Source organism: Thermus sp. (assembly GCF_039793865.1).
Taxonomy (GTDB): domain Bacteria; phylum Deinococcota; class Deinococci; order Deinococcales; family Thermaceae; genus Thermus.
This window is the reverse complement of sequence record NZ_JBAMMI010000091.1, coordinates 44962-66913: the sequence shown is the minus strand read 5'-3', so window position 1 is coordinate 66913 and position 21952 is coordinate 44962. Positions and strand designations below refer to the sequence as shown.

At 69.2% G+C, this 21952-nt stretch carries 20 protein-coding genes and 1 pseudogene; 15 read left to right on the top strand and 6 right to left on the bottom strand.

Going from position 1 to position 21952, the window contains the following annotated elements; genetic code table 11:
• Window positions 1-101: 101 nt before the first annotated feature.
• On the bottom strand, window positions 102-860 hold the full coding sequence (locus tag ABJK26_RS09065) for an IclR family transcriptional regulator (RefSeq protein WP_347241961.1): 759 nt from the start codon (window positions 858-860) through the stop codon (window positions 102-104).
• Between the two features lie 97 nt (window positions 861-957).
• Between ABJK26_RS09065 and aceB the strand changes: the two genes are divergently transcribed.
• The 7 genes and pseudogenes from aceB (at window position 958) to hemW (ending at window position 8745) form a co-directional block, all read left to right on the top strand.
• Window positions 958-2520: a malate synthase A gene (aceB, locus tag ABJK26_RS09060; protein ID WP_347241960.1), complete on the top strand. Its 1563-nt coding sequence runs from the start codon at window positions 958-960 to the stop codon at window positions 2518-2520.
• A 60-nt stretch (window positions 2521-2580) separates the two neighbouring features.
• Entirely contained in the window at window positions 2581-3963 is a 1383-nt protein-coding gene (locus ABJK26_RS09055) for an FAD-linked oxidase C-terminal domain-containing protein (RefSeq protein WP_347241959.1), read from the top strand.
• Entirely contained in the window at window positions 3960-5000 is a 1041-nt protein-coding gene (locus tag ABJK26_RS09050; protein ID WP_347241958.1) for an FAD-binding protein, read from the top strand. Before ABJK26_RS09055 ends, ABJK26_RS09050 begins: the two co-directional genes overlap by 4 nt.
• 4 nt (window positions 5001-5004) lie before the next feature.
• Window positions 5005-6261, top strand: a complete 1257-nt coding sequence (gene glcF / locus ABJK26_RS09045; RefSeq protein WP_347241957.1) for a glycolate oxidase subunit GlcF — start codon at window positions 5005-5007, stop codon at window positions 6259-6261.
• Between the two features lie 8 nt (window positions 6262-6269).
• A pseudogene (locus tag ABJK26_RS09040) lies at window positions 6270-6431 on the top strand (type II toxin-antitoxin system VapC family toxin); the annotation flags it as partial.
• Window positions 6416-7636 carry a glycerate kinase gene (locus ABJK26_RS09035; RefSeq protein WP_347241956.1) on the top strand — a complete coding sequence of 407 codons (1221 nt, stop codon included), beginning with the start codon at window positions 6416-6418 and terminating at the stop codon, window positions 7634-7636. The pseudogene ABJK26_RS09040 and the gene ABJK26_RS09035, both read left to right, overlap by 16 nt.
• Before the next feature lie 5 nt (window positions 7637-7641).
• Window positions 7642-8745: a radical SAM family heme chaperone HemW gene (gene hemW, locus ABJK26_RS09030; RefSeq protein WP_347241955.1), complete on the top strand. Its 1104-nt coding sequence runs from the start codon at window positions 7642-7644 to the stop codon at window positions 8743-8745.
• Here hemW and ABJK26_RS09025 read toward each other — a convergent pair.
• Both ABJK26_RS09025 and ABJK26_RS09020 read right to left on the bottom strand, forming a co-directional pair.
• Window positions 8742-9131 carry an NADH-quinone oxidoreductase subunit 15 gene (locus ABJK26_RS09025; RefSeq protein ID WP_347241954.1) on the bottom strand — a complete coding sequence of 130 codons (390 nt, stop codon included), beginning with the start codon at window positions 9129-9131 and terminating at the stop codon, window positions 8742-8744. The two genes, hemW and ABJK26_RS09025, sit on opposite strands and share 4 nt — an antisense overlap.
• 34 nt (window positions 9132-9165) lie before the next feature.
• Window positions 9166-10239, bottom strand: coding sequence for a radical SAM protein (locus ABJK26_RS09020; protein ID WP_347241953.1), 1074 nt, complete (start codon window positions 10237-10239; stop codon window positions 9166-9168).
• An 18-nt stretch (window positions 10240-10257) separates the two neighbouring features.
• Between ABJK26_RS09020 and ABJK26_RS09015 the strand changes: the two genes are divergently transcribed.
• From ABJK26_RS09015 to wecB, 4 genes are read left to right on the top strand one after another with little or no spacing between them, the layout of a single operon-like run.
• Window positions 10258-11097 carry a phosphotransferase gene (locus ABJK26_RS09015; protein ID WP_347241952.1) on the top strand — a complete coding sequence of 280 codons (840 nt, stop codon included), beginning with the start codon at window positions 10258-10260 and terminating at the stop codon, window positions 11095-11097.
• Window positions 11098-11107: 10 nt separating this feature from the next.
• Entirely contained in the window at window positions 11108-11734 is a 627-nt protein-coding gene (upp, locus tag ABJK26_RS09010) for a uracil phosphoribosyltransferase (protein WP_347241951.1), read from the top strand.
• Window positions 11731-12816, top strand: a complete 1086-nt coding sequence (locus tag ABJK26_RS09005) for an MraY family glycosyltransferase (RefSeq protein WP_347241950.1) — start codon at window positions 11731-11733, stop codon at window positions 12814-12816. The genes upp and ABJK26_RS09005 overlap by 4 nt, the downstream gene beginning before the upstream one ends.
• Window positions 12813-13931, top strand: a complete 1119-nt coding sequence (wecB, locus tag ABJK26_RS09000) for a UDP-N-acetylglucosamine 2-epimerase (non-hydrolyzing) (protein ID WP_347241949.1) — start codon at window positions 12813-12815, stop codon at window positions 13929-13931. Before ABJK26_RS09005 ends, wecB begins: the two co-directional genes overlap by 4 nt.
• Here the strand turns inward: wecB and ABJK26_RS08995 are convergent.
• A complete protein-coding gene (locus ABJK26_RS08995) occupies window positions 13906-15102 on the bottom strand; it encodes an MFS transporter (RefSeq protein WP_347241948.1) in 1197 nt (398 codons plus the stop codon). The two genes, wecB and ABJK26_RS08995, sit on opposite strands and share 26 nt — an antisense overlap.
• 112 nt (window positions 15103-15214) lie before the next feature.
• On the opposite strand from ABJK26_RS08995, the gene ABJK26_RS08990 reads away from it, so the two are divergent.
• Genes ABJK26_RS08990 through ABJK26_RS08975 form a run of 4 tightly spaced genes read left to right on the top strand, consistent with a single transcriptional unit; the run spans window position 15215 to window position 19829 of the window.
• Window positions 15215-16204, top strand: coding sequence for a TAXI family TRAP transporter solute-binding subunit (locus ABJK26_RS08990; RefSeq protein WP_347241971.1), 990 nt, complete (start codon window positions 15215-15217; stop codon window positions 16202-16204).
• Window positions 16205-16262: 58 nt separating this feature from the next.
• Window positions 16263-18377, top strand: a complete 2115-nt coding sequence (locus ABJK26_RS08985; protein WP_347241947.1) for a TRAP transporter fused permease subunit — start codon at window positions 16263-16265, stop codon at window positions 18375-18377.
• A 24-nt stretch (window positions 18378-18401) separates the two neighbouring features.
• Window positions 18402-19379, top strand: coding sequence for a TAXI family TRAP transporter solute-binding subunit (locus ABJK26_RS08980; protein ID WP_347241946.1), 978 nt, complete (start codon window positions 18402-18404; stop codon window positions 19377-19379).
• 18 nt (window positions 19380-19397) lie between these two features.
• On the top strand, window positions 19398-19829 hold the full coding sequence (locus ABJK26_RS08975) for a hypothetical protein (RefSeq protein ID WP_347241945.1): 432 nt from the start codon (window positions 19398-19400) through the stop codon (window positions 19827-19829).
• Here the strand turns inward: ABJK26_RS08975 and ABJK26_RS08970 are convergent.
• Window positions 19826-21043: a trypsin-like peptidase domain-containing protein gene (locus ABJK26_RS08970; RefSeq protein ID WP_347241944.1), complete on the bottom strand. Its 1218-nt coding sequence runs from the start codon at window positions 21041-21043 to the stop codon at window positions 19826-19828. The genes ABJK26_RS08975 and ABJK26_RS08970 overlap by 4 nt on opposite strands.
• 46 nt (window positions 21044-21089) lie before the next feature.
• Entirely contained in the window at window positions 21090-21947 is an 858-nt protein-coding gene (purU, locus tag ABJK26_RS08965; protein ID WP_347241943.1) for a formyltetrahydrofolate deformylase, read from the bottom strand.
• Window positions 21948-21952 lie beyond the last annotated feature (5 nt).

The following is a 21952-nucleotide window of genomic DNA, read 5'->3' as shown; positions in this document are numbered from 1 at the left end:
GTGCATCTCCACCAGCTCCGCCGCCACCGAGATCACGTAGACCGGACGGTCCTTGTCCATGGCCTTCAGCCCCTCCCGCTAAGGCGTCCTCACCCTTTTCATTATACGGGCCCTGTAAAGCCTAAGCGCAAGGAAGCTCTCCTCGCCGCCTCCACCACCCGGGGGGCCAGGCGGTGGGCCTCCTCCAGGGAAAGGCGGCTTGCGGGGGCGGAAAGGGAGAGGGCCGCCACCACCTCCCCCGAGGGGCCAAAGACCGGAGCGGCCACGCACCGCACCCCGAGCTCCTTCTCCTCGTTGTCCAGGGCGTAGCCCCGCTCCCGCACCGCGCGAAGCTCGGCCAGAAGCTCAGGGAGGCGGGTGAGGGTGTGGGGGGTGTAGGGGGGCAGGGCAAGCCCCTCGGGCACCCCCCGGTAGGCCAAAAGCACCTTACCCACCCCGGTGGCGTGGAGGGGGGCGGGGCTTCCGGGAGCGGTGAAAAGGCGCACCAGGCGCGTGCCCTCCACCTGGTCCAGGTAAAGGGCCTCCTTGCCCGCGGGCACCGCCAGGTTCACGCTCTCCCCAAGCTCCGCCGCCAACGCCTCCATCTCCGGCCGCACCGCCTGCAGGAGGCTCTTTTGCGGGTAGACCTGGCCTACCCGGTAGGCCATGGGCCCCACCCGGTAGACCCCTCCCGTCTCCTCCACGAACCCCCGGCGGGCCAGGGCCTGGAGGAGGCGGTAGAGGGTGCTCTTGGAAAGCCCGGTGCGCCCCGCGACCTCCCCAAGCCCCCCGGCCCCCAGCTCCGCCAGGGCCTCGAGGACCAGGAGGCCCCGCTCCAGGGTCCTGACCTCCCGGGCTCCCTTTTCCCTGGGCCTCGGCATGCCCCCGAGGATACCAGGGCGGACCCTATTTTTCAATAGACAAAAAATCGTTTTGCTTCTTGACAAATCCCCGCCCCTCCCTTAGGCTCAAACCACCATGAAGGGCGTGGAGATCACCAAGGACCATCCCCTCCTCGGGGAAGTGCTCACGGAAGAGGCCCTTAGGTTCGTGGTGGCCCTCCAGCGGGAGTTCAACCCCGTGCGCAAAGCCCTCCTGGAGCGGCGCAAGGCCCTTTGGGAGCGGTACAAGGCGGGAGAGAGGCCGGACTTCCTGGAGGAGACCCGCTTCGTCCGGGGCGGGGACTGGAAGGTGGCCGAAGCCCCGCCTGACCTCCTGGACCGCCGGGTGGAGATCACGGGCCCCGTGGACCGGAAGATGATCGTGAACGCCTTAAACTCCGGGGCCAAGGTCTTCATGGCGGACTTTGAGGACGCCCTCTCCCCCACCTGGGACAACGTCATCCGGGGGCAGAAGAACCTCTACGACGCCGTGCGCCGCCAGATAGACTTCGTCTCCCCCGAGGGCAAGGAATACAAGCTAAAGGAGAAGACCGCCACCCTGGTGGTGCGCCCAAGGGGCTGGCACCTTGTGGAAAAGCACGTCCTGGTGGACGGGGAGCCCATCTCGGCGAGCCTCTTTGACTTCGGCCTCTACTTCTTCCACAACGCCCACGAGCTCTTAAGGCGGGGAAGCGGGCCCTACTTTTACCTGCCGAAGCTTGAGAGCCACCTCGAGGCCCGCCTCTGGAACGAGGTCTTCAACTTCGCCCAGGACTACCTGAAGATCCCCCGGGGCACCATCCGGGCCACGGTCCTCATTGAGACCATCCTGGCGGCCTTTGAGATGGAGGAGATCCTCTTTGAGCTCAAGGAGCACGCCGCCGGGCTCAACGCGGGCCGGTGGGACTACATCTTCAGCTGCATCAAGAAGTTCGCCACCACCGCCCCCATCTTCCCCGACCGGGCCCAGGTGACCATGACCGTGCCCTTCATGAAGGCCTACACCGAGCTTTTGGTCAAGTCCTGCCACGCCCACGAGGCCCACGCCATCGGGGGCATGGCCGCCTTCATCCCGAGCCGCAAGGACCCCGAGGTGAACGAACGGGCCTTCCAGCAGGTCCGGGCGGACAAGGAAAGGGAAGCCTCCCAGGGCTTTGACGGCACCTGGGTGGCCCACCCGGACCTCGTGCCCGTGGCCATGGAGGTCTTTGACCGCTACCTGGGGGATAGGCCCCACCAGAAGCACGTGAAGCGGGAGGACGTCCAGGTGAGCGCGGCGGACCTCCTGAACTTCCACGTCCCCGAGGGCAAGGTGACGGAGGCGGGGCTTCGCAACAACGTCTCCGTGGCCCTCCAGTACCTGAACCAGTGGCTTCTTGGCAACGGGGCCGCCGCCATCTTCAACCTCATGGAGGACGCCGCCACCGCCGAGATCAGCCGGGCCCAGCTCTGGCAGTGGGTCCACCGGGAGGCCAGGCTGGAGGACGGCCGCCCCGTCACCCCGGAGCTCTACCAAAAGGTCAAGGAGGAGGAGCTTCAGAAGCTGGGCGGGAGGGAAACCGGCCGCTACCGGGAAGCGGAGGAGATCCTGGACAAGCTCGTCCTCTCGGAGGAGTTCGTGGAGTTCCTGACCCTGGTGGCCTACGACTACATTGACTAGGCCGAAGGCGCGGAGGGTGGGGGCTTCCTGCCCTAAAGTGGAGGGGAAAGGAGGGCAAGGGTGGGCTTCTTGGAGGAACTCAAGGCCCTTTTACCCGGAAGGGTCCTCACAAGGGAGGCGGAGCTCGCCCCCTACGAGTCCGACGCCCTCACCGCCTACCGCAAGCGCCCCCTCGCCGTGGCCCTGCCGGAGAGGAAGGAGGAGGTGGTGGAGGTGGTGCGCCTCTGCCACCACTACGGCGTCCCCTTCGTGGCCCGGGGAAGCGGCACGAGCCTCTCGGGAGGCTCCCTCCCCGTGGAGGGCGGGATCGTCCTCGCCCTGAACCGGATGAACCGGATCCTAAAGCTGGACCCCAAGGCCCGGATCGCCGTGGTGGAGCCCGGGGTGGTGAACCTCGAGGTCTCCCGCCAGGCCGCTCCCTTTGGCCTCTACTACGCCCCCGACCCCTCCAGCCAGCCCGTAAGCACCCTCGGGGGAAACGTGGCCTTCAACTCCGGGGGGGCCCACTGCCTGAAGTACGGGATGACGGCGAACCACGTCCTGGGCCTGGAGCTCGTCACCCCTAAGGGGGAGGTGGTGCGCCTCGGGGGGGAGAGCCTGGAGGGGGTGGGGCCGGACCTCCACGGCTTCTTCGTGGGCACCGAGGGGCTTTTGGGGGTGGCGGTGGAGATCACCTTGCGGCTTCTCCCCAAGCCCGAGGCCTACCACACCGTCCTCGCCGCCTACCCGAGCCTCGAGGCGGCGGGGGAGGCGGTGAGCCGGGTGATCCGGGCGGGGCTTCTTCCCGGGGCCATGGAGATCATGGACCGCCTGAGCATAGAGGCCGCGGAGAAGGCGGTAAAGGCGGGCTACCCCCCGGTGGAGGGGCTCCTCATCGTGGAGCTGGAGGGCCCCAGGGAGGAGGTGGCGGCCGAGGCCGAGGTGCTCCACCGGGTCCTCGAGGAAAGCGGGGCCCTGGAGGTGCGGGTGGCGCGGGGCGAGGTCGAGCGTCAGGCCATCTGGAAGGGCAGGAAGGCGGCCTTCAGCGCCGTGGGGAGGCTTTCCCCCGACTACCTGGTCCAAGACGGGGTGGTGCCCCGCTCCCGGCTCGGGGAGGCCCTGAGGGAGATCGGGCGCCTCTCCCGGGAGTACGGCCTGAGGGTGGCCAACGTCTTCCACGCCGGGGACGGGAACCTCCACCCCCTGGTCCTCTACGACGGGAAAAAACCGGGAGAGCTGGAAAGGGCCGAGGCCCTGGCCGGGGAGATTCTGAGGCTTTGCGTGCGGCTTGGGGGCTCCATCACCGGGGAGCACGGGGTGGGGGTGGAGAAGAAGGCCTACCTCCGGGAGATGTTCTCCGAGGCCGACGTGGAGGCCATGGAGCGGGTGAAGGCCCGCCTGGACCCCAAGGGCCTCGCCAACCGGGGCAAGGTCTTTGACCCCCGGATGGAGGTGGCCCGGTGACCCTGAGGCCGGAAGGCCTCGAGGAGGTGCGGGAGGCGGTCCTCGCCCACCCCCACCTCCGGGTCCGGGCCGGGGGGACCAAGCCCGCCCTCTCCACCCCAAAGGAGGGGGAGGCCCTCTTGGACCTCTCCCGCCTCCGGGGCCTTTTGGAGTACGAGCCCGAGGAGTTCGTCTTCACCGCCCTCGCCGGAACCCCCATCGCCGAGGTGGAGGAGGCCCTTAAAGCCCACGGCCAGTACCTCCCCTTTGACCCGCCCCTCGCGGGGAGAGGGGCCACCCTGGGCGGGACGGTGGCCGCGGGGCTTTCCGGCCCCCTGCGCCACCGCTATGGGGGCCTTAGGGACTTCCTCCTCGGGGTGCGGTTCGTGGACGGGGAAGGGAGGGTGGTGCGGGGCGGGGGCAAGGTGGTGAAGAACGCCGCGGGCTTCCCCTTCCACCGCCTCATGGTGGGCTCCCTGGGGGCCTTCGGGGTGATGGTGGAGCTCTCCTTCAAGGTCTTCCCCAGGCCCCGGGCCACCCGGACCCTCCGGGTGCGGCGGGAAACCCTAAGGGAAGCCCTCGCCGACCTGGAAAGGCTGAGGCTTCTCCCCTTGGACCTCCTCGCCCTGGACCTCGTTCCCCCCGCCACCCTCGAGCTTCGCCTGGGGGGGTTTAGGGAAAGCGTGGAGGCCCGCCTAGGGCGCCTCTTGGGCCTCCTTGGGGAGGGGGAGGTCCTGGAGGAGGACGCCCCCCATTGGCAGGGGGTGCGGGACCTCGCCTTCTTGGAGGGAAGCCCCGTCTGGGTCAAGGTTCCCACGAAGCCCCACCTCATCCCCGAGCTGGAGGGGCTTCCCCTGGGCCCAAGGCGCTACCTGGACGGGGGGGAGGTGGTCTACGCCGGGACCGCGGAGGAGGGCCTAAAGGCGCTAAGGGAGAGGGGGCTTCCCCACCTGGTCCTCCAAGGAGCCCAGGAGCCCCTCCATCCCCCGCCCCTTTCGGCCTTCTTCGCCAAGGTCAAGGAGGCCCTAGACCCCAAGGGCCGCTTTCCCTTAGGGTGAGAGCATGCAGCACCAAATCCCCGTGGAAAACCTGGGCAAGGAAGGGGAGGTGATGGCCCACGCCATAGAGGCCTGCGTCCACTGCGGCTTCTGCCTCCCCACCTGCCCCACCTACGCCGTCCTCCAGGAGGAGATGGACTCCCCGAGGGGCCGGATCTTCCTCATGAAGGAGGTGCTGGAGGGGAACCTGGAGCTGGAGGAAGCCCTCCCCTACCTGGACCGCTGCCTCGCCTGCCAGGCCTGCGTCACCGCCTGCCCAAGCGGGGTGCCCTACGGCGAGCTCATCGCCACCTTCCGGCTTTGGAGCGAGCCAAGGCGGCGCCGTTTTCCCCTGGAGGCCGCCTACCGCCTGGGCCTCCTCCGCACCCTCCCCTACCCCGGGCGCTTCCGGCCCCTGGCGGCCCTCGGCGCGCGCCTGAAGCCTTTCCTCAAGCCCCTTCCCCTCCCCAAGGCCCTAAAAGCCCCCCTCCGCCTCCTCCCGGACCGCCTCCCCGAGGAGGCCCCCTACGGGGAGGTCTACCCCGCCAAAGGGAAGAGAAAGGCCCGGGTGGGGCTCCTTTTGGGGTGCGCCCAGAGGGTCTTGAGGCCCTCCATCAACCAGGCCACCATCCAGGTCCTCCAGGAAAACGGGGTGGAGGTGGTGGTGGCGCCGGAGCAGGCCTGCTGCGGCGCCCTAAACCTCCACGCCGGGGACAAGGAGGGGGCGAGGGCCCTCGCCCGGAAGAACCTGAAGGTCTTCCGGGAGGTGGACTACGTGGTCACCAACGCCGCCGGGTGCGGCTCGGGGATGAAGGAGTACCCCCTCCTCTTCCTGGGGGAGCCCGAGGAGGAGGAGGCCCGGGCCCTCGCCGCCAAGGTGAAGGACGTGGCCCTTCTCCTGGAGGAGGTGGGCTTTGCCCCGCCCCCGCCCCCTAAGCGCCCCTTGCGGGTGGCCTACCACGACGCCTGCCACCTGGCCCACGCCCAGGGGGTGAGGGAGGCCCCGAGGCGGCTTCTAAGGGCGGCGGGCCTCGAGGTCCTAGAGCCCAGGGAGTGGGAGCTCTGCTGCGGGAGCGCGGGCACCTACAACCTCTTCCAGCCGGAGATCGCCGAGGCCTTGGGGAGGAGGAAGGCGGAGAACCTCGAGGCCACGGGGGCGGACCTGGTGGCCACGGGGAACATCGGCTGCCTCACCCAGATCCAGGCCTACCTGGACCTCCCCGTCCTGCACACGGTGGAGCTCCTCGCCCTCCTCTACGAGGGGAAGGACCCTTTGGCTTGACATGCATGCACCACCGGCAAACCCTATGAGCCTACGCCCGCTACCGTCATCCTGCCCGCCTAAACCTTGGGGACTGCCTGAGCTACGCCTTAGCCCGGGTAGAGGGGGAACCCCTCCTCTACAAGGGCCAGGACTTTGACCGGACGGACCTGGCGTGGAAGCCCTCCTGAGGGAAGCCTTCCTCGAGGCCCTGAAGGCCACGGACCCCTACCGCCTCACGGCAAGGCACCTCCCCCCTTGGCGGCCCGACCTCGTTCTGGCGGTGGGGAAGGCCGCCTACCCCATGCTCCGGGCCGCCCTGGAGCGCTACGGGGAGGTGGCCTACCACCTCACCCTGCCCAGGGGGCAAAAGGCCCCAGGCCTAAGGGCCCGCTTTGCGGGCCACCCCCTTCCCGACGGGGAAAGCCTAAGGGCGGCCGAGGAGGTCCTCGCCCTTCTGCAAGGGCTTTCCTCGAGGGCGAGGGTCCTCGCCCTCCTCTCGGGCGGGGGAAGCGCCCTCTGGTGCGCCCCCCTGGGGATTCCCCTAGAGAAGAAGCGGGCCCTCACCGAGGCCCTCCTCAAGAGCGGGGCGAGCATCCACGAGGTGAACGCCGTGCGCAAGCACCTCTCCCGCATCAAGGGAGGTAGGGCCCTCCTCGCCACGAGGGCGAAGGTCCACGTCCTCCTCCTCTCCGACGTGCCGGGGGACGACCCCTCGGTCATCGCCTCGGGGCCCTTCCACCCGGACCCCACCACCTACGCCGGGGCCCTGGCCGTGCTGGACCGCTTTGGCCTCGCCTTCCCCGAGGCCCGGGCCGTCCTCAGGGAAGGGGCGGAAGGCCGCCTCCCCGAGACCCTGAAGCCCCAAGACCCCGCCTTAAGGCGCCTCGCCTGGCGCCTCGTGGGGACGAACCTCCACCTCCTGCGGGCGGCGCAAAGGTTCTTGCGGGTCCAAGGCTTCCGGGCGGCCATCCTTTCCGACCGCTTCGGGGGGGAGGCAAGAGCCCTCGCCCGCTTCCACGCCGAACTCCTAGAGGCCATCCGGACCCACGGGATGCCCTTCAGAAAGCCCCTCTTCCTCCTCTCCGGGGGGGAGGCCCAGGTGCGGGTGGTGGGGCGGGGAAAGGGGGGCAGGAACCTGGAGTTTTTGCTCGCCCTCTACGCCCACCTCCAGGCCCCCCTCCACGCCCTCGCCGCCGACTCCGACGGCCTGGACGGCCCTAGCGGGGCCGCGGGCGCCCTCCTCACCCCGGCGGTGTGGGAAAAGGGCCTGGACCCCAGGCCCTTCCTGGAAGAAAACGACAGCCTCGGCTTCTTCCAGGAGGCGGGAACCCTCCTCATCACTGGCCCCACGGGGACCAACCTCAACGATTTCCGCCTCCTCTTTGTAGACTGAAAGGGTTGGCTAGCCTCTACGTCCACGTCCCCTTCTGCCCCACCCTGTGCCCCTACTGCGACTTCCACGTGGTCCGGCGGGGGCCGGGGTGGGTGGAGGCCTACTTAAGGCGCCTTGGGGAAGAGGCCCAGGCCCTCCACGCGCGCTTCCCCGAAGCCCTAGACACCCTCTACCTGGGCGGGGGGACCCCGAGCTACCTAAGGGACCGGGAGCTCGTGGCCCTCTTCCAGAGCCTCCCCTGGCGGCTCGCCGAGGGGGCGGAGGTGACCCTCGAGGCCAACCCCGGAACCCTCTCCCCAGGCCGCCTCCGGCTCCTCAAGGACCTCGGGGTGAACCGCCTCTCCCTGGGGGTGCAGAGCTTCCAGGAGCCGGTCCTGAAGTTTCTCGGGCGGGCCCACGGGAGGAAGGGGGCGCTGAGGGCGGTGGAGATGACCCTGGAGACGGGCTTTCGCGTTTCCCTTGACCTCATCCTGGGCCTCCCCATGCAGGACGTGGAACGGGACCTGAAGGAGGCGGCCTCCTTGGGCGTGGGCCACGTTTCCGCCTACACCCTGCAGGTGGAAAAGGGTACCCCCTTCGCCCTCCTGGGCTTAAAGGAGGACCCCGAGCGGGAGGCCTGGGCCATGGAGCGGGCGGAGGCGCTTCTGGGAGAGGCGGGGCTTTTCCGCTACGAGGTCTCCAACTTCGCCCGGGAAGGGGAAGAGGCCCGGCACAACCTGGTCTACTGGCGGGCGGGTTTCTGGCTCGCCCTGGGCCCCGCGGCCACCGGGCAGTACCCGGGGAGAGGGGCCTTCTACGCCCTGAGGCGCACGAGCCCGCCCCTTCCCCGCTGGCTCCTGGGCGAGCCCCCCAAGGAGGAGGCCCTCTCCCCCCTGGAGCACGCCAAGGAGGCCCTCATGCTGGGCCTAAGGCTCCGGGAAGGGGTGGACGTGGCCGGGCTGGAGGCGAAAACGGGGCTTTCCCTCTGGCCTCTCCTTCAGGAAAAGGTCCGGGAGCTTGCGGCGGAAGGGCTCCTCGCGGTGGAGGGAAAGCGCCTCAAACCCACCCCCAAGGCCTTTCCCCTCCTCCACCGGGTGGTCCTGGCGCTTTGGGAGGCCCTGGAGGGCTAGGCGAAGGCCAAGGCCTCCCGCGCCCGGTCCGCCAGGGCGAAGAAGCGCTCCTTGGTGAGGGGGATCCTCCCCGTCACCAGGCCCTTTCCCGGCTCGTAGTGGGCGTGGAGGTGGATGTGGGCCCTAGGAAGGCGGAGGCCGATCCGCTTGAGCTTGGCGTGCCTCGGGGAGACGTCGGCGAGGAGGAAGGGCTCCCCGAGCCCGTCGGAGAGGGAGGCGGTCATGATGGTGGTGGGGAGGTCGTAGGGGCGCCTCATCCGGTAGATGAAGTCGGGGAAGTCCGCCTCCTTCTCAAAGCGCACGCCCTTCGCTTGGGCGTACTCCCGCATCCAGGAGAGGAGCTCCACCCAGGCCTCGTAGAGTTCGCGCTCGGAAGACGCGCTCATGGCCTGAGTATACCCCACTGGGGCGGCGAGGCGCTCAGTAAAGGAACTCCCGGATGTCGTACCGGCCCGCCTTCAGACCCAGGGCCCGGAGGGCCCGCACCCAGGCCTTAAGCTCCTCCTCGAGGTCCTCCAAGGGCGGAAGGCCCAGGCGGGCGTAAGGGGTGTGGGGGTCTTCCTGGAAGGGGGAAAGGTAGACCAGGTCCTCCGGCCCCAAGGGAAGCTCGGAGAGAAGGGCGAGGCTTTCCCGGAAGTGGGCCTCTCGGAAGGGCCTCCCCCCCACACCCACCATAAGGATCACCCCCACGGAAAGCCCGGCTCTCTTCAAGGTCCGCACCAAAGGAAGGGCCTCCTTGGGATGGCCGGGCTTCTGGAGGAGGGCGAGGAGGGGGGCGTGCCCCGTCTCCAGACCGAGGTAGACCCGCCCCAAGCCCAGATCCCCAAGCCTTTCCCACCAGGAAGGGGCTTTCTTCAGGCCGGTGAAGAGGTCCAAAAACCCCATCACGGGCTCCCCGGGGAAGTGGGCCCGCACGAGCTCCAGGAAGGGAAGAAGGGGCTCGGAGAGGGCGAGGGCGTTCCCGTCCGCGAGGAAGACCCCGCGCCGGAGAAGCCTGCCCCGCCCAAGCAGGGCCAAGACGGCCTGGATGTGCTCCCGGAAGGCCTCTGGGCCTCGCTTCTGGAAGGGGCGGTCCTGGTAGAAGCTGCAGAAGGCGCAACGGTTCCAGGTGCACCCCGTGGTGGCCTGGAGGACCACGGAGAGGTAGGCGTCGGGGGGAAGGATGCTTATGGGCCAGGCGTAGGCCCTGCGGTAGGGCGTGGGGTCCAGGAGGCCTTCCGGGGTCCAGCGGAGCACCTCCTCCCGCCTCCTTTCGTCCCGCAGATGGGCCTCGGCCAGGGCCAGGACCTCCCGGTAGACCCCAAGGGCCTCCTCGGGGGCAAGCCTTTTCCGCCTCCGCTCCCCTTCCCGGTAGCGGAGGTGGAGGCTCCCATCCAGGGCGCGCTTGAAGGTCTCCCCCTCGCGGAAGTAGTGGTAGAGCCTCCCCTCCCGGTCAAAGGAAAGCACCCGGTCCCCCAGGGAGAGGACCGTGGCCTCGGGCCGGAGGAGCTCCATAGGGCTAGAATAAGCCCCGTGGCCGTGGCCGCCCTAAAGGGCCTCCTTCCCCCCGAAGGCTTCGCCCGCCTGACCCCTCTGGGAGGGTTTGAAGCCCGGGTCTACACCGACGGGGAACGGGTCTACAAGGTCTACGGGAAGGAGGAGGCCCACCTGGCGGGCCTCGAGGCCCGCCGTATGGCCCGGGCGGGCTTTGGGGGCCTGGTCCTGGCCGTGATCCAGGGAGAGGAGGGGGGCGTCCTCGTCACCCGCCGCTTCCCCGGGAGGCCCTTCGCCCCCGAGGCCTTCACCCCCAAAACCCTCGCCGCCCTCTCCCACCTCTTCCTCGCCCTCCACCGCCTGCCGGAGCCGGGACGCGTCTCCGAGGAAGAGCTCCTCGCCCGGCTGGAAACCTTCGCCGAAAGCCTGCGGGATGAGCCCGAGGCCCTGGGGCTGATCCAGGCCCTAAGGCGGGAGGTGGCCCTGGCCGTGGGGGCGGAACGCCGCTTCTGCCACCGGGACGCCTGGGCGGGCAACCTCCTGGTGAAGACCCCGGGGGAGGAAGGCCCGGAGGTGTTGCTGGTGGACTGGGTGCGCGCGGGAGGGGACGACCCGGCGAGGGACCTCGCCCTCCTGAAGACGGGAAGCCTGGACCTTCTGGGTGAGGAAAGGGCCCGGGAAGTCCTCTTCCGCCTGGCCCGCCTCTACCCCAGGGAGGTCCGGGAGCGCCTCGCCTTCTACGTCCCCCTCACCTACCTCCACGACCTCCACTGGTTCCGCACCAAGGAACCCCGGGGCTTTGCCCAGGCCCTGGAGGAAAAGCTCCCCAAGGCCCTCGCCTTCTTCCGGGACTTCTTCCCCCGAAGGGGAGCGTGGTAGGCTCTTGCCGATGAGGATCACCCTGGTGGACCACCCCCTGGTCCAGCACAAGCTGGCCCACCTCCGGGACAAGCGCACGGGCCCCAAGGACTTCCGGGAGCTCGCCGAGGAGATCGCCATGCTCATGGCCTACGAGGCCATGCGGGACCTGGAGCTCACCGAAACCACGGTGGAGACCCCCATCGCCCCCGCCCGGGTCAAGGTGCTCTCCGGGAAAAAGCTCGCCCTGGTGGCCATCCTCCGGGCGGGACTCGTGATGGTGGAGGGCATCCTGAAGCTCGTCCCCCACGCCCGGGTGGGGCACATCGGCCTCTACCGGGACCCCGAGTCCCTAAGCCCCGTGCAGTACTACGCCAAGCTCCCCCCGGACATCGCCGAAAGGAGGGTCTTCCTCCTGGACCCCATGCTGGCCACCGGGGGAAGCGCGAGCCGCGCCCTTTCCCTCCTCAAGGAGAAGGGAGCCACGGGCGTCAAGCTCATGGCCATCCTCGCCGCCCCCGAGGGCCTGGAGCGCATCGCCAAGGACCACCCGGACACCGAGGTGGTGGTGGCGGCCATAGACGAGCGCCTCAATGACCACGGCTACATCGTCCCCGGGCTTGGCGACGCCGGGGACCGGATCTACGGGACCAAATGATGGAGCTCCTCAAGCGCCTAGGCATCGCCGACCCTCTAGGGCCCGGATGGCTCACCGTGGCCTTCGCCTTCCTCCTGGCCCTCTTCTTCACCTGGCGCTTCCTTCCCCAGGTGCGCCGCTTCGCCCTGAAGGTGGGCTGGGCCGACCTGCCCAACGAACGGCGCCTCAACCGGGAGCCCCTCCCCAACGCCGGGGGGCTTGCCCTCTACGCCGGGGTGGTCTTGGCCCTGGTGGTGGCGGCCTTCCTAAGGCCCATCCTGGTGGAGAAGGTCCTCATCCAGATCCTGGCCATCCTCCTCGGGGGGGCCTGGCTCGTGCTGGTGGGCTTCATTGACGACCAGTTCGGCCTGCCGCCCCTCTTCCGCCTCTTCGTCCAGACCCTCTCCGCCCTCCTCCTCGTGGCCGTGGGGGTGCGCTTTGAGGCCGCCTTCGGCACCCCCTTGGACCCGGCCTTGGGGCTTTTCCTCACCTGGCTCTGGGTGGTGGGAATCACCAACGCCCTAAACCTCATGGACGGCCTGGACGGCCTCGCCGGGGGCATCGCCTTCATCAGCGCCATGAGCCTCCTCTTCGTCTCCGCCCAGTTCCCCTTTTGGGCGGCGGGCACCCTGGTGCTTTCCGCCCTGGCGGGGGCCTCCTTGGGCTTCCTGCGGCACAACCTCCACCCAAGCCGCATCATCCTGGGGGACGCCGGGGCCTACTTCCTGGGCTACACCCTGGCCGCCACCGCCCTCCTCGGCAACCTCAAGCTCACCACCTTCCTGGGCCTCCTCCCCCCGGCCCTCTTCCTCCTCCTCCCCATCCTGGACACCACCCAGGTGGTGGTGCGGAGGCTCCTTAGGGGCCAGAACCCCCTCGCCACCCCCGGCAAGGACCACATCCACCACCGCCTCCTGGCCCGGGGGCTTTCCCAGAGGCGGGTGGCCTTCCTCCTCTGGGGGGCGGCCCTCCTCTTCAACCTCCTCGCCATGGTCTACCTCAGGGTGCCCTGGGAGGCCATCCTGGCGAGCCTTCTCGCCACCTCCCTGGGCCTCGCCTGGGTCACCTACCGGAGGCTTCGGGCCCTTTGGAGGGGCGAATGAAGCGCGTGGTCCTCGCCTTCGGCACCCGGCCCGAGGCCACCAAGATGGCCCCCGTCTACCTGGCCCTGAAGGCCATGCCCTACATCAAGCCCCTCGTCCTCCTCACGGGCCAGCACCGGGAGCAACTCCGGCAGGCCCTCTCCCTCTTCGGCATCCAGGAGGACCGGAACCTGGACGTGATGCAGGAGCGCCAGGCCCTTCCCGACCTCGCGGCCCGCATCCTCCCCCAGGCGGCCAGGGCCCTCAAGGAGATGGGGGCGGACTACGTCTTGGTCCACGGGGACACCCTCACCACCTTCGCCGTGGCCTGGGCCGCCTTTCTGGAGGGGATCCCCGTGGGCCACGTGGAGGCGGGCCTAAGGAGCGGCAACCTCAAGGAGCCCTTCCCCGAGGAGGCCAACCGCCGCCTCACCGACGTCCTCACCGACCTGGACTTCGCCCCCACCCCCCTCGCCAAGGAGAACCTCCTTAAGGAGGGGAAGCGGGAGGAGGGGATCCTGGTCACGGGCCAGACCGGGGTGGACGCCGTGCTCCTCGCCGCCAAGCTCGGGCGGCTTCCCGAGGGGCTTCCCGAAGGGCCCTACGTCACCGTGACCATGCACCGCCGGGAGAACTGGCCCCTTCTCCCCGAGCTCGCCCGGGCCCTCAAGCGGGTGGCCGAGGCCTTCCCCCACCTCACCTTCGTCTACCCCGTGCACCTGAACCCCGTGGTGCGGGAGGCGGTCTTCCCGGTGCTTAAGGGGGTGAGGAACTTCGTCCTTCTGGACCCCCTGGAGTACGGCCCCATGGCCGCCCTCATGCGGGAAAGCCTCCTCCTCGTCACCGACTCCGGGGGCCTCCAGGAGGAAGGGGCCGCCTTAGGGGTGCCCGTGGTGGTGTTGAGGAACGTCACGGAGAGGCCCGAGGGCCTAAAAGCCGGGATCCTCAAGCTGGCGGGCACGGACCCCGAAGGGGTCTACCGGGTGGTGAAGGGGCTTTTGGAAAACCCGGAGGAGCTTGAGCGCATGCGGCGGGCCAAGAACCCCTACGGGGACGGGAAGGCGGGGCAGAGGGTGGCGAGGGGGGTGGCCTGGCGGCTTGGCCTCGAGCCTAGGCCCGAGGACTGGCGTCCGTAGGCCAGGGCCTGAGCTGGTAAAGGCCCACCAGGAGGACCAAGCCCCCCAGGGCGAAGGCGGCAAGCCGCCCACCAAAGAGCTCAAAGAGGAGACCGGTGAGGTAGGCGCCCAAGGGTCCCGTGCCCAGCATCACCAGGCTGTAGACCGCCATGACCCGGCCCCGCAAACGGTCGGGCACGGCAAGCTGGACCAGGGTGTTGGCGTTGATGAGAACGGAGATCATCCCGAAGCCCCCCAGGGCCAGGAAAAGGGGCACGACGGGGGCCGGGGCGAAGAAGAGACCCAGGTGGGCCAGGGCCAGGGCGAAGACCCCGAGGAGGAGCCTTAGGGGCCTCGGCCTCCCGGTGAAGGCCATGATCAGGGCGGCGAGGATCGCCCCCACGCCCACGCTGGAGAGGAGGAAGCCATAGCCCGTGGCGGAAAGCCCGAGGACGAGCCGGGCGTAGGCGGGGACCAGGGTCTGGAAGTTCATGCCGAGGAGGCTCGCGAAGAGGACGAGCCCCACCACCCGGCGCACCAGGGGGTGGCCCAGGACGAACCCCACCCCCTCCAGGGCCTCCCGCCACCAGCGCCCATCCCCCTCCTCCCCTCGAGGCCCCGGGGCGAGGCGGCGGAGGACGAGGAGGAGGGGAAGGAAGGAAAAGGCGTTGGCGAGGTAAGCGGCCCCCACGCCGTAGAAGGCGATGAGGAAGCCCGATAGGGCGGGTCCCAGGAGGCGGCTCGTGTTGAAGCCGAAGGAGTTCAGGGCGATGGCCCCGGGGTAGCGCTCCCGGCCCGCCAGTTCCACGGTGAAGCTCTGGCGCACGGGCTGGTCCATGGCGTTCAGGGCCCCGTAGAGGAAGGCGAAGAGGAGGACGTGCCCGTAGCGCACCCACCCCGTGAGGGTGAGGAGGGCCATGAGGAGGGCGAGGAGCATCATCCCCCCCTGGGTGAAGAGGAGAAGGTTCCGCTTGGGGTAGCGGTCCGCCAGAACCCCGGCGGGGAGGGAGAAGAGGAGGGAGGGGAGGAACTGGAGGGCCACCACCAGGCCGAGCCGCTCGGCGCTCCCCGTGAGGAGGAGGACCAACCACCCCTGGGCCGCGGACTGCATCCAGGTACCCATCTGGGAGGTGAAGAGGGCCAACCAGTAGGCGCGGTAGCGGGGGTCCCGAAGGAGGGCCAGGGCCAGCACCCTCCCATGGTACGACTGACCGCTCAGTCATGCCCCGGGCCACCCCCCGCCTTGACAGGCCCCCAGGACCAGGGTAGGGTATAAGCGCAAAAGTATGCGGGAGGTGAACGCGATGCGGAAAAGCCTTATCCTGCTGGCCTTGTCCCTCACGGCCCTGGCCCTAGGCCAGAAGCCCAAGGTGGTCATCGGCACCGGAAGCACCGGCGGGGTCTTCTTCTACTACGGCACCGCCATGGCCGACATCCTCAACAAGGCTGGAGCGGTGGAGGCCCAGCCCGTGCAGACCGGGGGGTCCTACGACAACCTCCTCCTCCTCCGCGACCGCACCAACCCCCAGGGGAACACCTTCTACTGCGCCCTCACCACCACGGACTCCGCCTACGTGGCCTACACCGGGGAAGACCCCCGCTTCAAGGAAAAGCCCGCCAAGAGCCAGCGGGTGCTCTTCTACATGTACCCCTCCTTCATCCACCTGGTGACCTCGGAGAAGACGGGCATCAAGCTGGTGCAGGACCTAAAGGGCAAACGGGTCTCCACGGGTCAGCCCGGCTCCAGCACCGAGAACCTGGCCCTCCTCGTCCTTCAGGGGGCGGGGATCAAGCCCGAGAGCTTCGCCAAGCGGGAGCGCCTGCCCGTGGCCGAGGGGGCCAAGGCCCTAGCCGAGGGCACCCTGGACGCCTTCTTCTGGGTGGGGGGTCTACCCACCAGCTCCATCGTGGAGCTCTCCCAGACCCTGGCCCGCAAGGGGGACCGGATCTACCTGGTGCCCATAGACCCCAAGAGCACCACGGCCCAGGTGGTCCTGAAGCGCTTCCCCGGCCTGGTGGACACCTACAAGGTGCCCAAGAGCGTCTACAACACCCGGACCGACGTGCCCGGCCTGGCCACGGGCAACATCGTGGTCTGCCCGGAAAGCCTCCCCGAGGAGGCGGCCTACACCATGGTGAAGGCGGTGTTTGACAACCTCCAGACCCTGAGGACCGCCGTGGCCGCGGCCAAGGACACGAGCCTCGAGGCCACCGCCCGCCTCTACGGCAAGCTCCCCATCCCCTTCCACCCCGGGGCGGAGCGCTACCTCAAGGAGAAGGGGCTCATCAAGTAGCACGGCCCTGCGGCCGGGGCCGGGAACCGCCGCGCCCCGGCCGCCCTATGGAGCGGCCATGGACCTGGAAACCCCCTCCCTTCCCGAGACCCCCCTCGCCCGGATCGCCCGCTGGGTTCTCATTCTGGGGGCCCTCTACAGCCTCTACCTCGTCCTCCACCCCTTCACCCCCTTGGCCAAGGCGGAGATCCCTCTTTTGGACATCGTCCAGCTCCAGCGGAGCACCCACGTGCTCTTCCTCCTCGTGGGCGGCTACCTGGTGGCCCTCTACCTCCCGGCCCGCCGCACCTTTGGGGCTTGGCTCTTCGCCCTCTTCAGCCTCGTGCCCCTCTACAACTTCCTCTTTCCCCAAGTCCCCGGGGTGAGCCTGCCCCCGGAGGCCAAGCTCACCGGGCTCCTCTACTGGGGCGTGGCGGTCCTCCCCGCCCTCCTGCCCCGGCTCAGGCGCTACGCCGACCTCCTCGCCGCCCTCCTCGCCCTCTTCCCCACCCTCTACCAGCTCCGCTACTTTGAGGAGCTAGTCTACCGGGCCGTGCTGCCCGAGCCCTGGGACATGGCCATGTCCTTCGGCCTCATCATGCTGGTCCTGGGGCTCGTCTACCGCCTCCTGGGGCCGGTGATGCCGGTGCTGGTCCTCCTCTTCTTCACCTACAACCTCTACGCCGACCTCTTTCCCGGGGCCTTAAGGGGGACCAGGCAGGGCATAGACCTCCTCCTGGGCAAGACCTTCAACGAGACGGAGGCCGGGATCTACGGCCTCATCACCGGGGTCTCCGCCAAGTACCTGGTCTACTTCACCCTGCTTTCCGGCATGATCGGCGCCCTGGGCCTGGGCAAGGTGGTGGCCAACCTGGCCCTGGCCCTGGTGGGCAAAAGCCCCGCCACCCCGGGGCGGGTCACGGGGCTTGCGGGGGTCTTCATGGGGATGTTCTCCGGCTCGGGGGCCGCCGACACCCAGTTCGTGGCCGCCCTGACCAAGCCCCTCTACGAGCGGGCGGGCTACGACCGCCTGATCGCCGCCGGGATCGTGGCCACCGCCGGGACCATCGCCATCGTCACCCCGCCCGTCCTGGGGAGCATCGCCTTCATCATGGCCGAGATCCTTCAGATCCCCTACCTCAAGGTGGCGGCCATGGCCGTGGTCCCCGCCTTCCTCTACCTCACGGCGGTGCTTTCCTTCAACGAGTTCTACGCCCGCAAGGCGGGGCTTCCTCCCGTGGAGACTCCGCTCGGCATGGGCCGGGGGGCCTACCTCCTGCGCTACAGCTTCATCTTCCTCCCCATCCTCCTCATCATCCTCCTCCTCTACCTGGGCTACGAGGTGCGCACCGCCGCGAGCCTGGCCCTTCTCGTCTTCATCCTCCTCGCCTACCTGGACCCTACCTTAAGGCCCAAGGGGTTCGCCCCCATCCTGCGGGGCCTCGAGGAGGGCTTCCGCACCCTCTTGCCCATAGGGATCGCGGTGACCGCGGCCAACCTCATCTTCGCCATGCTGGTCATCTCCGGCCTCACCTCCAAGTTCAGCCAGCTCCTGCAACAGGTCTCGGGGGAGAGCCTCCTCTTCGCCACCCTCCTCACCGCCGTCTTCAGCCTCATCCTGGGGATGGGGGTGCCCCCCACGGCCACCTACGTCATCACCTCGGCCCTCACCGCCCCGGCCATCATCGCCCTGGCCCAGAAGAACGGCATCCCCGAGTCCGCGGCCGTCCTCGCCACCCACATGTTCCTCTTCTACTACGCCACCCTGGCCGACGTGACCCCGCCCGTGGCCCTCTCGGCCTACGCGGCGGCCAGCGTCTTCGGCACCGACCCCTTGAGGACGGGCGTCTACGCCGCCCGGGTGGCCCTGACCAAGTACCTCATCGGCTTCTTCTTTCTCCTCACCTACGCGGGCACCGCCCTCCTGGTGGTGCCGGTCCTGGAGCACTCCCCTCCCGGGGAGGCCTGGGCCCTCATCCTCTGGCGCGTCCTGGCGGTGGCCGCGGGCATCGTCTACTTCTCCGCCTCCGGGGTGGGGTACACGCGGAGGCCCCTTAGGCGCTGGGAGGCCTGGGCTTTGGGGCTTTTGGGCCTCGGCCTCCTCACCCCCCACCTCCTTCTGAACCTCTTCTCCTTCCTCCTGGGCCTGGCCTTCTTCACCCGGAGGTTGACGGGAAGGACCCGGAAGGCTTAAGGTGGCCCTGAAAAGGGGGGAAACATGAAGCGAGCCCTTCTCCTGGCCCTGGCCCTCTTGGCCCCCGCCCTCGCCCAAAAGCCCAAGGTGGTCATCGCCACGGGCGGGGTGGGCGGGGTCTACTTCTACTACGGCACCGCCCTGGCGGAGATCCTGACCAAGGCGGGGGTGGCCGAGGCCCAGGCCATCCAGACCGCCGCCTCCATTGACAACCTCCTCCTCCTGGAAAACCGCACCGGGGGCGGCACCTACTACTGCGCCACCGTCCTGCCCGACTCCGCCTACCTGGCCTACACGGGCGCCCACGAGCGCTTCCGGGAAAAGCCCGCCAAGAGCGTGCGCATCCTCTTCGCCATGTACCCCAACTACCTCCACCTCGTCACCCGGGAGGGCGCAGGGATCCGCGTGGTGCAGGACCTCAAGGGCAAGCGGGTCTCCACCGGAGCCCCGGGCTCGGGCACCGAGGTGGAGGCCCTCCTCGTCCTCCAGGCGGCGGGGCTTTCCCCCAAGGACTTCGCCAAGCAGGAGCGCCTGGGGGCCCAGGAGAGCGCCAACGCCCTCGCCGAGGGCAACCTGGACGCCTTCTTCTGGTCGGGCGGCCTGCCCACGGGGGCCGTCACCGAGCTCTCCGCCTCCCTGGCCCGCAAGGGGCAGCGGATCTACCTGGTGCCCATTGACCCCAAAAGCACCGTGGCCCAGACCTTCCAGAAGCGCTTCCCCGGGCTCGCCGGGCCCGGGGTCATCCCCAAGGCGGTCTACGGGACCCGCGCCGACACCCCCACCCTCACCTTCTGGAACCTCTTCGTCTGCCCCGCGAGCCTTCCCGAGGAGGCCGCCTACGCCCTCACCAAGGCCACCTTTGAGAACCTCCAGGCCCTGCGCCAAGCGGTGGCCGCCGCCAAGGACACCACCCTGGAGAACGCCGTGCGCTTCGTGGGCGGCGCCCTCCCTTACCACGAGGGGGCGCTGCGCTACTTCCGCGAGGTGGGGGCCCTGAAGTAGCCCCGCCCCGGGCCAAGGATGCCGGAGGGAAAGGCGGCCACCCCGGGGAAGACCCTCTCGGCCCGGCGCCTTAGGCGCTGGGCCCTTTGGCTCCTCCTCGCCCTCTCCCTGGTGCGGGTGGTGGAGGTGGAGGGCGGAGGCCAGAGGGCCTTCCTGGCCCTCTTCCCCTGGGAGGAGGCCCGGGTGGAGTTCGTGAACTCGGTGACGGGAAGGCCCGTCCTCCTAGAGTTCCGCCCCCTCTTCCGCTTCCAGGACTTCCGGGCCCACACCGATCCCGAGACCGAAGCCTACTACACCGGCGGGGTCTACCCCTGGAACCAGGCCCTGGCCGGGGAGCGGAGGCGGGAGCTCGCCTACTGCTCCGAGCTGGGCCTGGCCCTAAGGCTCGGAGGGCGCTGGTTCCGGGCCCAGGAGGGGTGCCTGCGCCTCCGCCTGCTCTTTCCCCCCTAGCGCAACACCTGGGGCACGACCCGGAGGGTGAGGGTCTTCCCCTGGCGCCAGACCTTGAGGGCCACCGCCTCTCCCGGCTTCTTGGCGTAGAGGACCTGCCGGAGCTGGGCGATGGAGGTGAGGGGCACCCCGTCCGCCTCCAAGAGGACGTCCCCGTCCACCCCCACCTGCAGGGCCTCCCCCGTGGGAAGCTGGATGTAGGCGAAGCGGCTCGGGGGCTTGAGGCCTGCCCGTTCGGCCGGGCTTCCCTTCTCCACCCCCTGCACGGCAAGGCCGTCCTGCGGCAGGCCGTACTGGGCCCGAAGGCGCTCGGGGTAGGCGGAGAGGGGGATCAGGGCCACGCCCAGGCGCGGGCGGCTTTTGGCGATCTCCTCCGCCGTCAGGGTCTTCCCCGCCTTGAGCGCGGGCAGGTACTGCTTCACCAGGTTGATGGGGAGGGCGAACCCCACCCCGGCGAACTGGGCGGCCCCGAACTGGCCCGTGGGGGTGAAGATGGCGGTGTTGATGCCAATGACCTCGCCCCGGGAGTTGAGGAGGGGCCCCCCGGAGTTGCCGGGGTTGATGGCGGCGTCCGTCTGGATCACCTGGGGCACCAGGCCCGACTCGTCCCCGATAGCCCCGGGGTTCTCCCGGATGGCGGAGACGATCCCCTGGGTCACGGTGAACTCCAGGCCGAAGGGGTTCCCCATGGCGATGGCCTTCTGGCCCACGCGGATCCGGTCCGAGTCCCCCAGGACCAGGGGGACGAGCCGCTCCTTCGGGGCGTCCACCTTGAGGAGGGCCACGTCCAGGGGAGGAGCCGCGCCCACCAGGCGGGCCCGGTACTCCTTGGGGTCGTTGTGGAACTTTACCGTGATCTGGCTCGCCCCCTCCACCACGTGGTAGTTGGTGAGGATATACCCTTCCTTGTCAATGACGAAGCCCGAGCCCGTGCCTTGCTGGGGAGGGGCCTGCAGGAAGGGGGCGAAGAACTCAAACCCTGGAGGGAGCGGGACGCTTTGCGGCCGGGTGACCACGGAGACGTAGACCACCCCGTCCCCATAACGCTCCACGATCTCCACGGTGTTCCGCTCGTACTCCAGAAGACCCCCGTCCGAAGGGGGCGGGGCGGTCTGGGGACGGGGGGTCTGGCCCTGGGAGAGGCCCCACCAGAGCACCGCCCCGGCCATCACCGAGAGCACCAAAAACCCCACGAAGGAACGGCCTAGGTTCATGCGCCACCTCCTGGCCCTACCTTACCCCAGCCCCGTTAGGCGGCGATTAGACGAAGACCACGGTGCGGTTCTCGTGGACGAGGATCCGGTCCTCGAGGTGCCAGCGCACCGCCCGGGCCAACACGGTGCGCTCAAGCTCCTGGCCCAGCCTCTTCATCTCCCGCACCGAGTGCCGGTGGGAGACCCGCACCACGTCCTGCTCAATGATGGGCCCCTGGTCCAGCTCCTCGGTGACGTAGTGGGCCGTGGCCCCGATGAGCTTCACCCCCCGCTCGTAGGCCTGGCGGTAGGGGTCGGCCCCGGCGAAGGCGGGGAGGAAGGAGTGGTGGATGTTGAGGATGCGCATGGGGTAGCGCTCCACGAAGCCGGGAGAGAGGACCTGCATGTAGCGGGCGAGGACCACGAGCTCCACTTGCTCCTCCTCCAAAAGGGCGAGGATCCTCTCCTCCGCCTCCTCTTTGCGCCCCTTCTCCACGGGCACGTGGTGGTAGGGGACGCCGAAGCGCTCCACCTCCTCCTCGTGGTCGGGGTGGTTGGAGACCACGAGGCGTAGCTCCATGGGAAGCTCCCCCACCCGGTAGCGCCAAAGGAGCTCCAAGAGGGGGTGGGCCGGCTTGGAGACCAGGATGGCGGTGCGCTTCCTCTCGGAGGCGTAAGCCAGGCGCCACCGCATTTGGAAGCGGCCCGCCACCACCTCCTGGAAGGCCCTTTCCAGGGCGGGGCGGGCCAGGTCCAGGTGGGAGGCGGTGAAGGCCACCCGCATGAAGAAGGTCCCCCCCTCGGGGTCGGTGGAGTGCTGTTGGAGGTCGGTGATGTTGGCCCCGTGGGCGTAGAGGAAGCCGCTCACGGCGGCCACGATACCGGGGCGGTCGGGGCAGGTGACGAGAAGCCGCGCCTCCTCCATGGGGG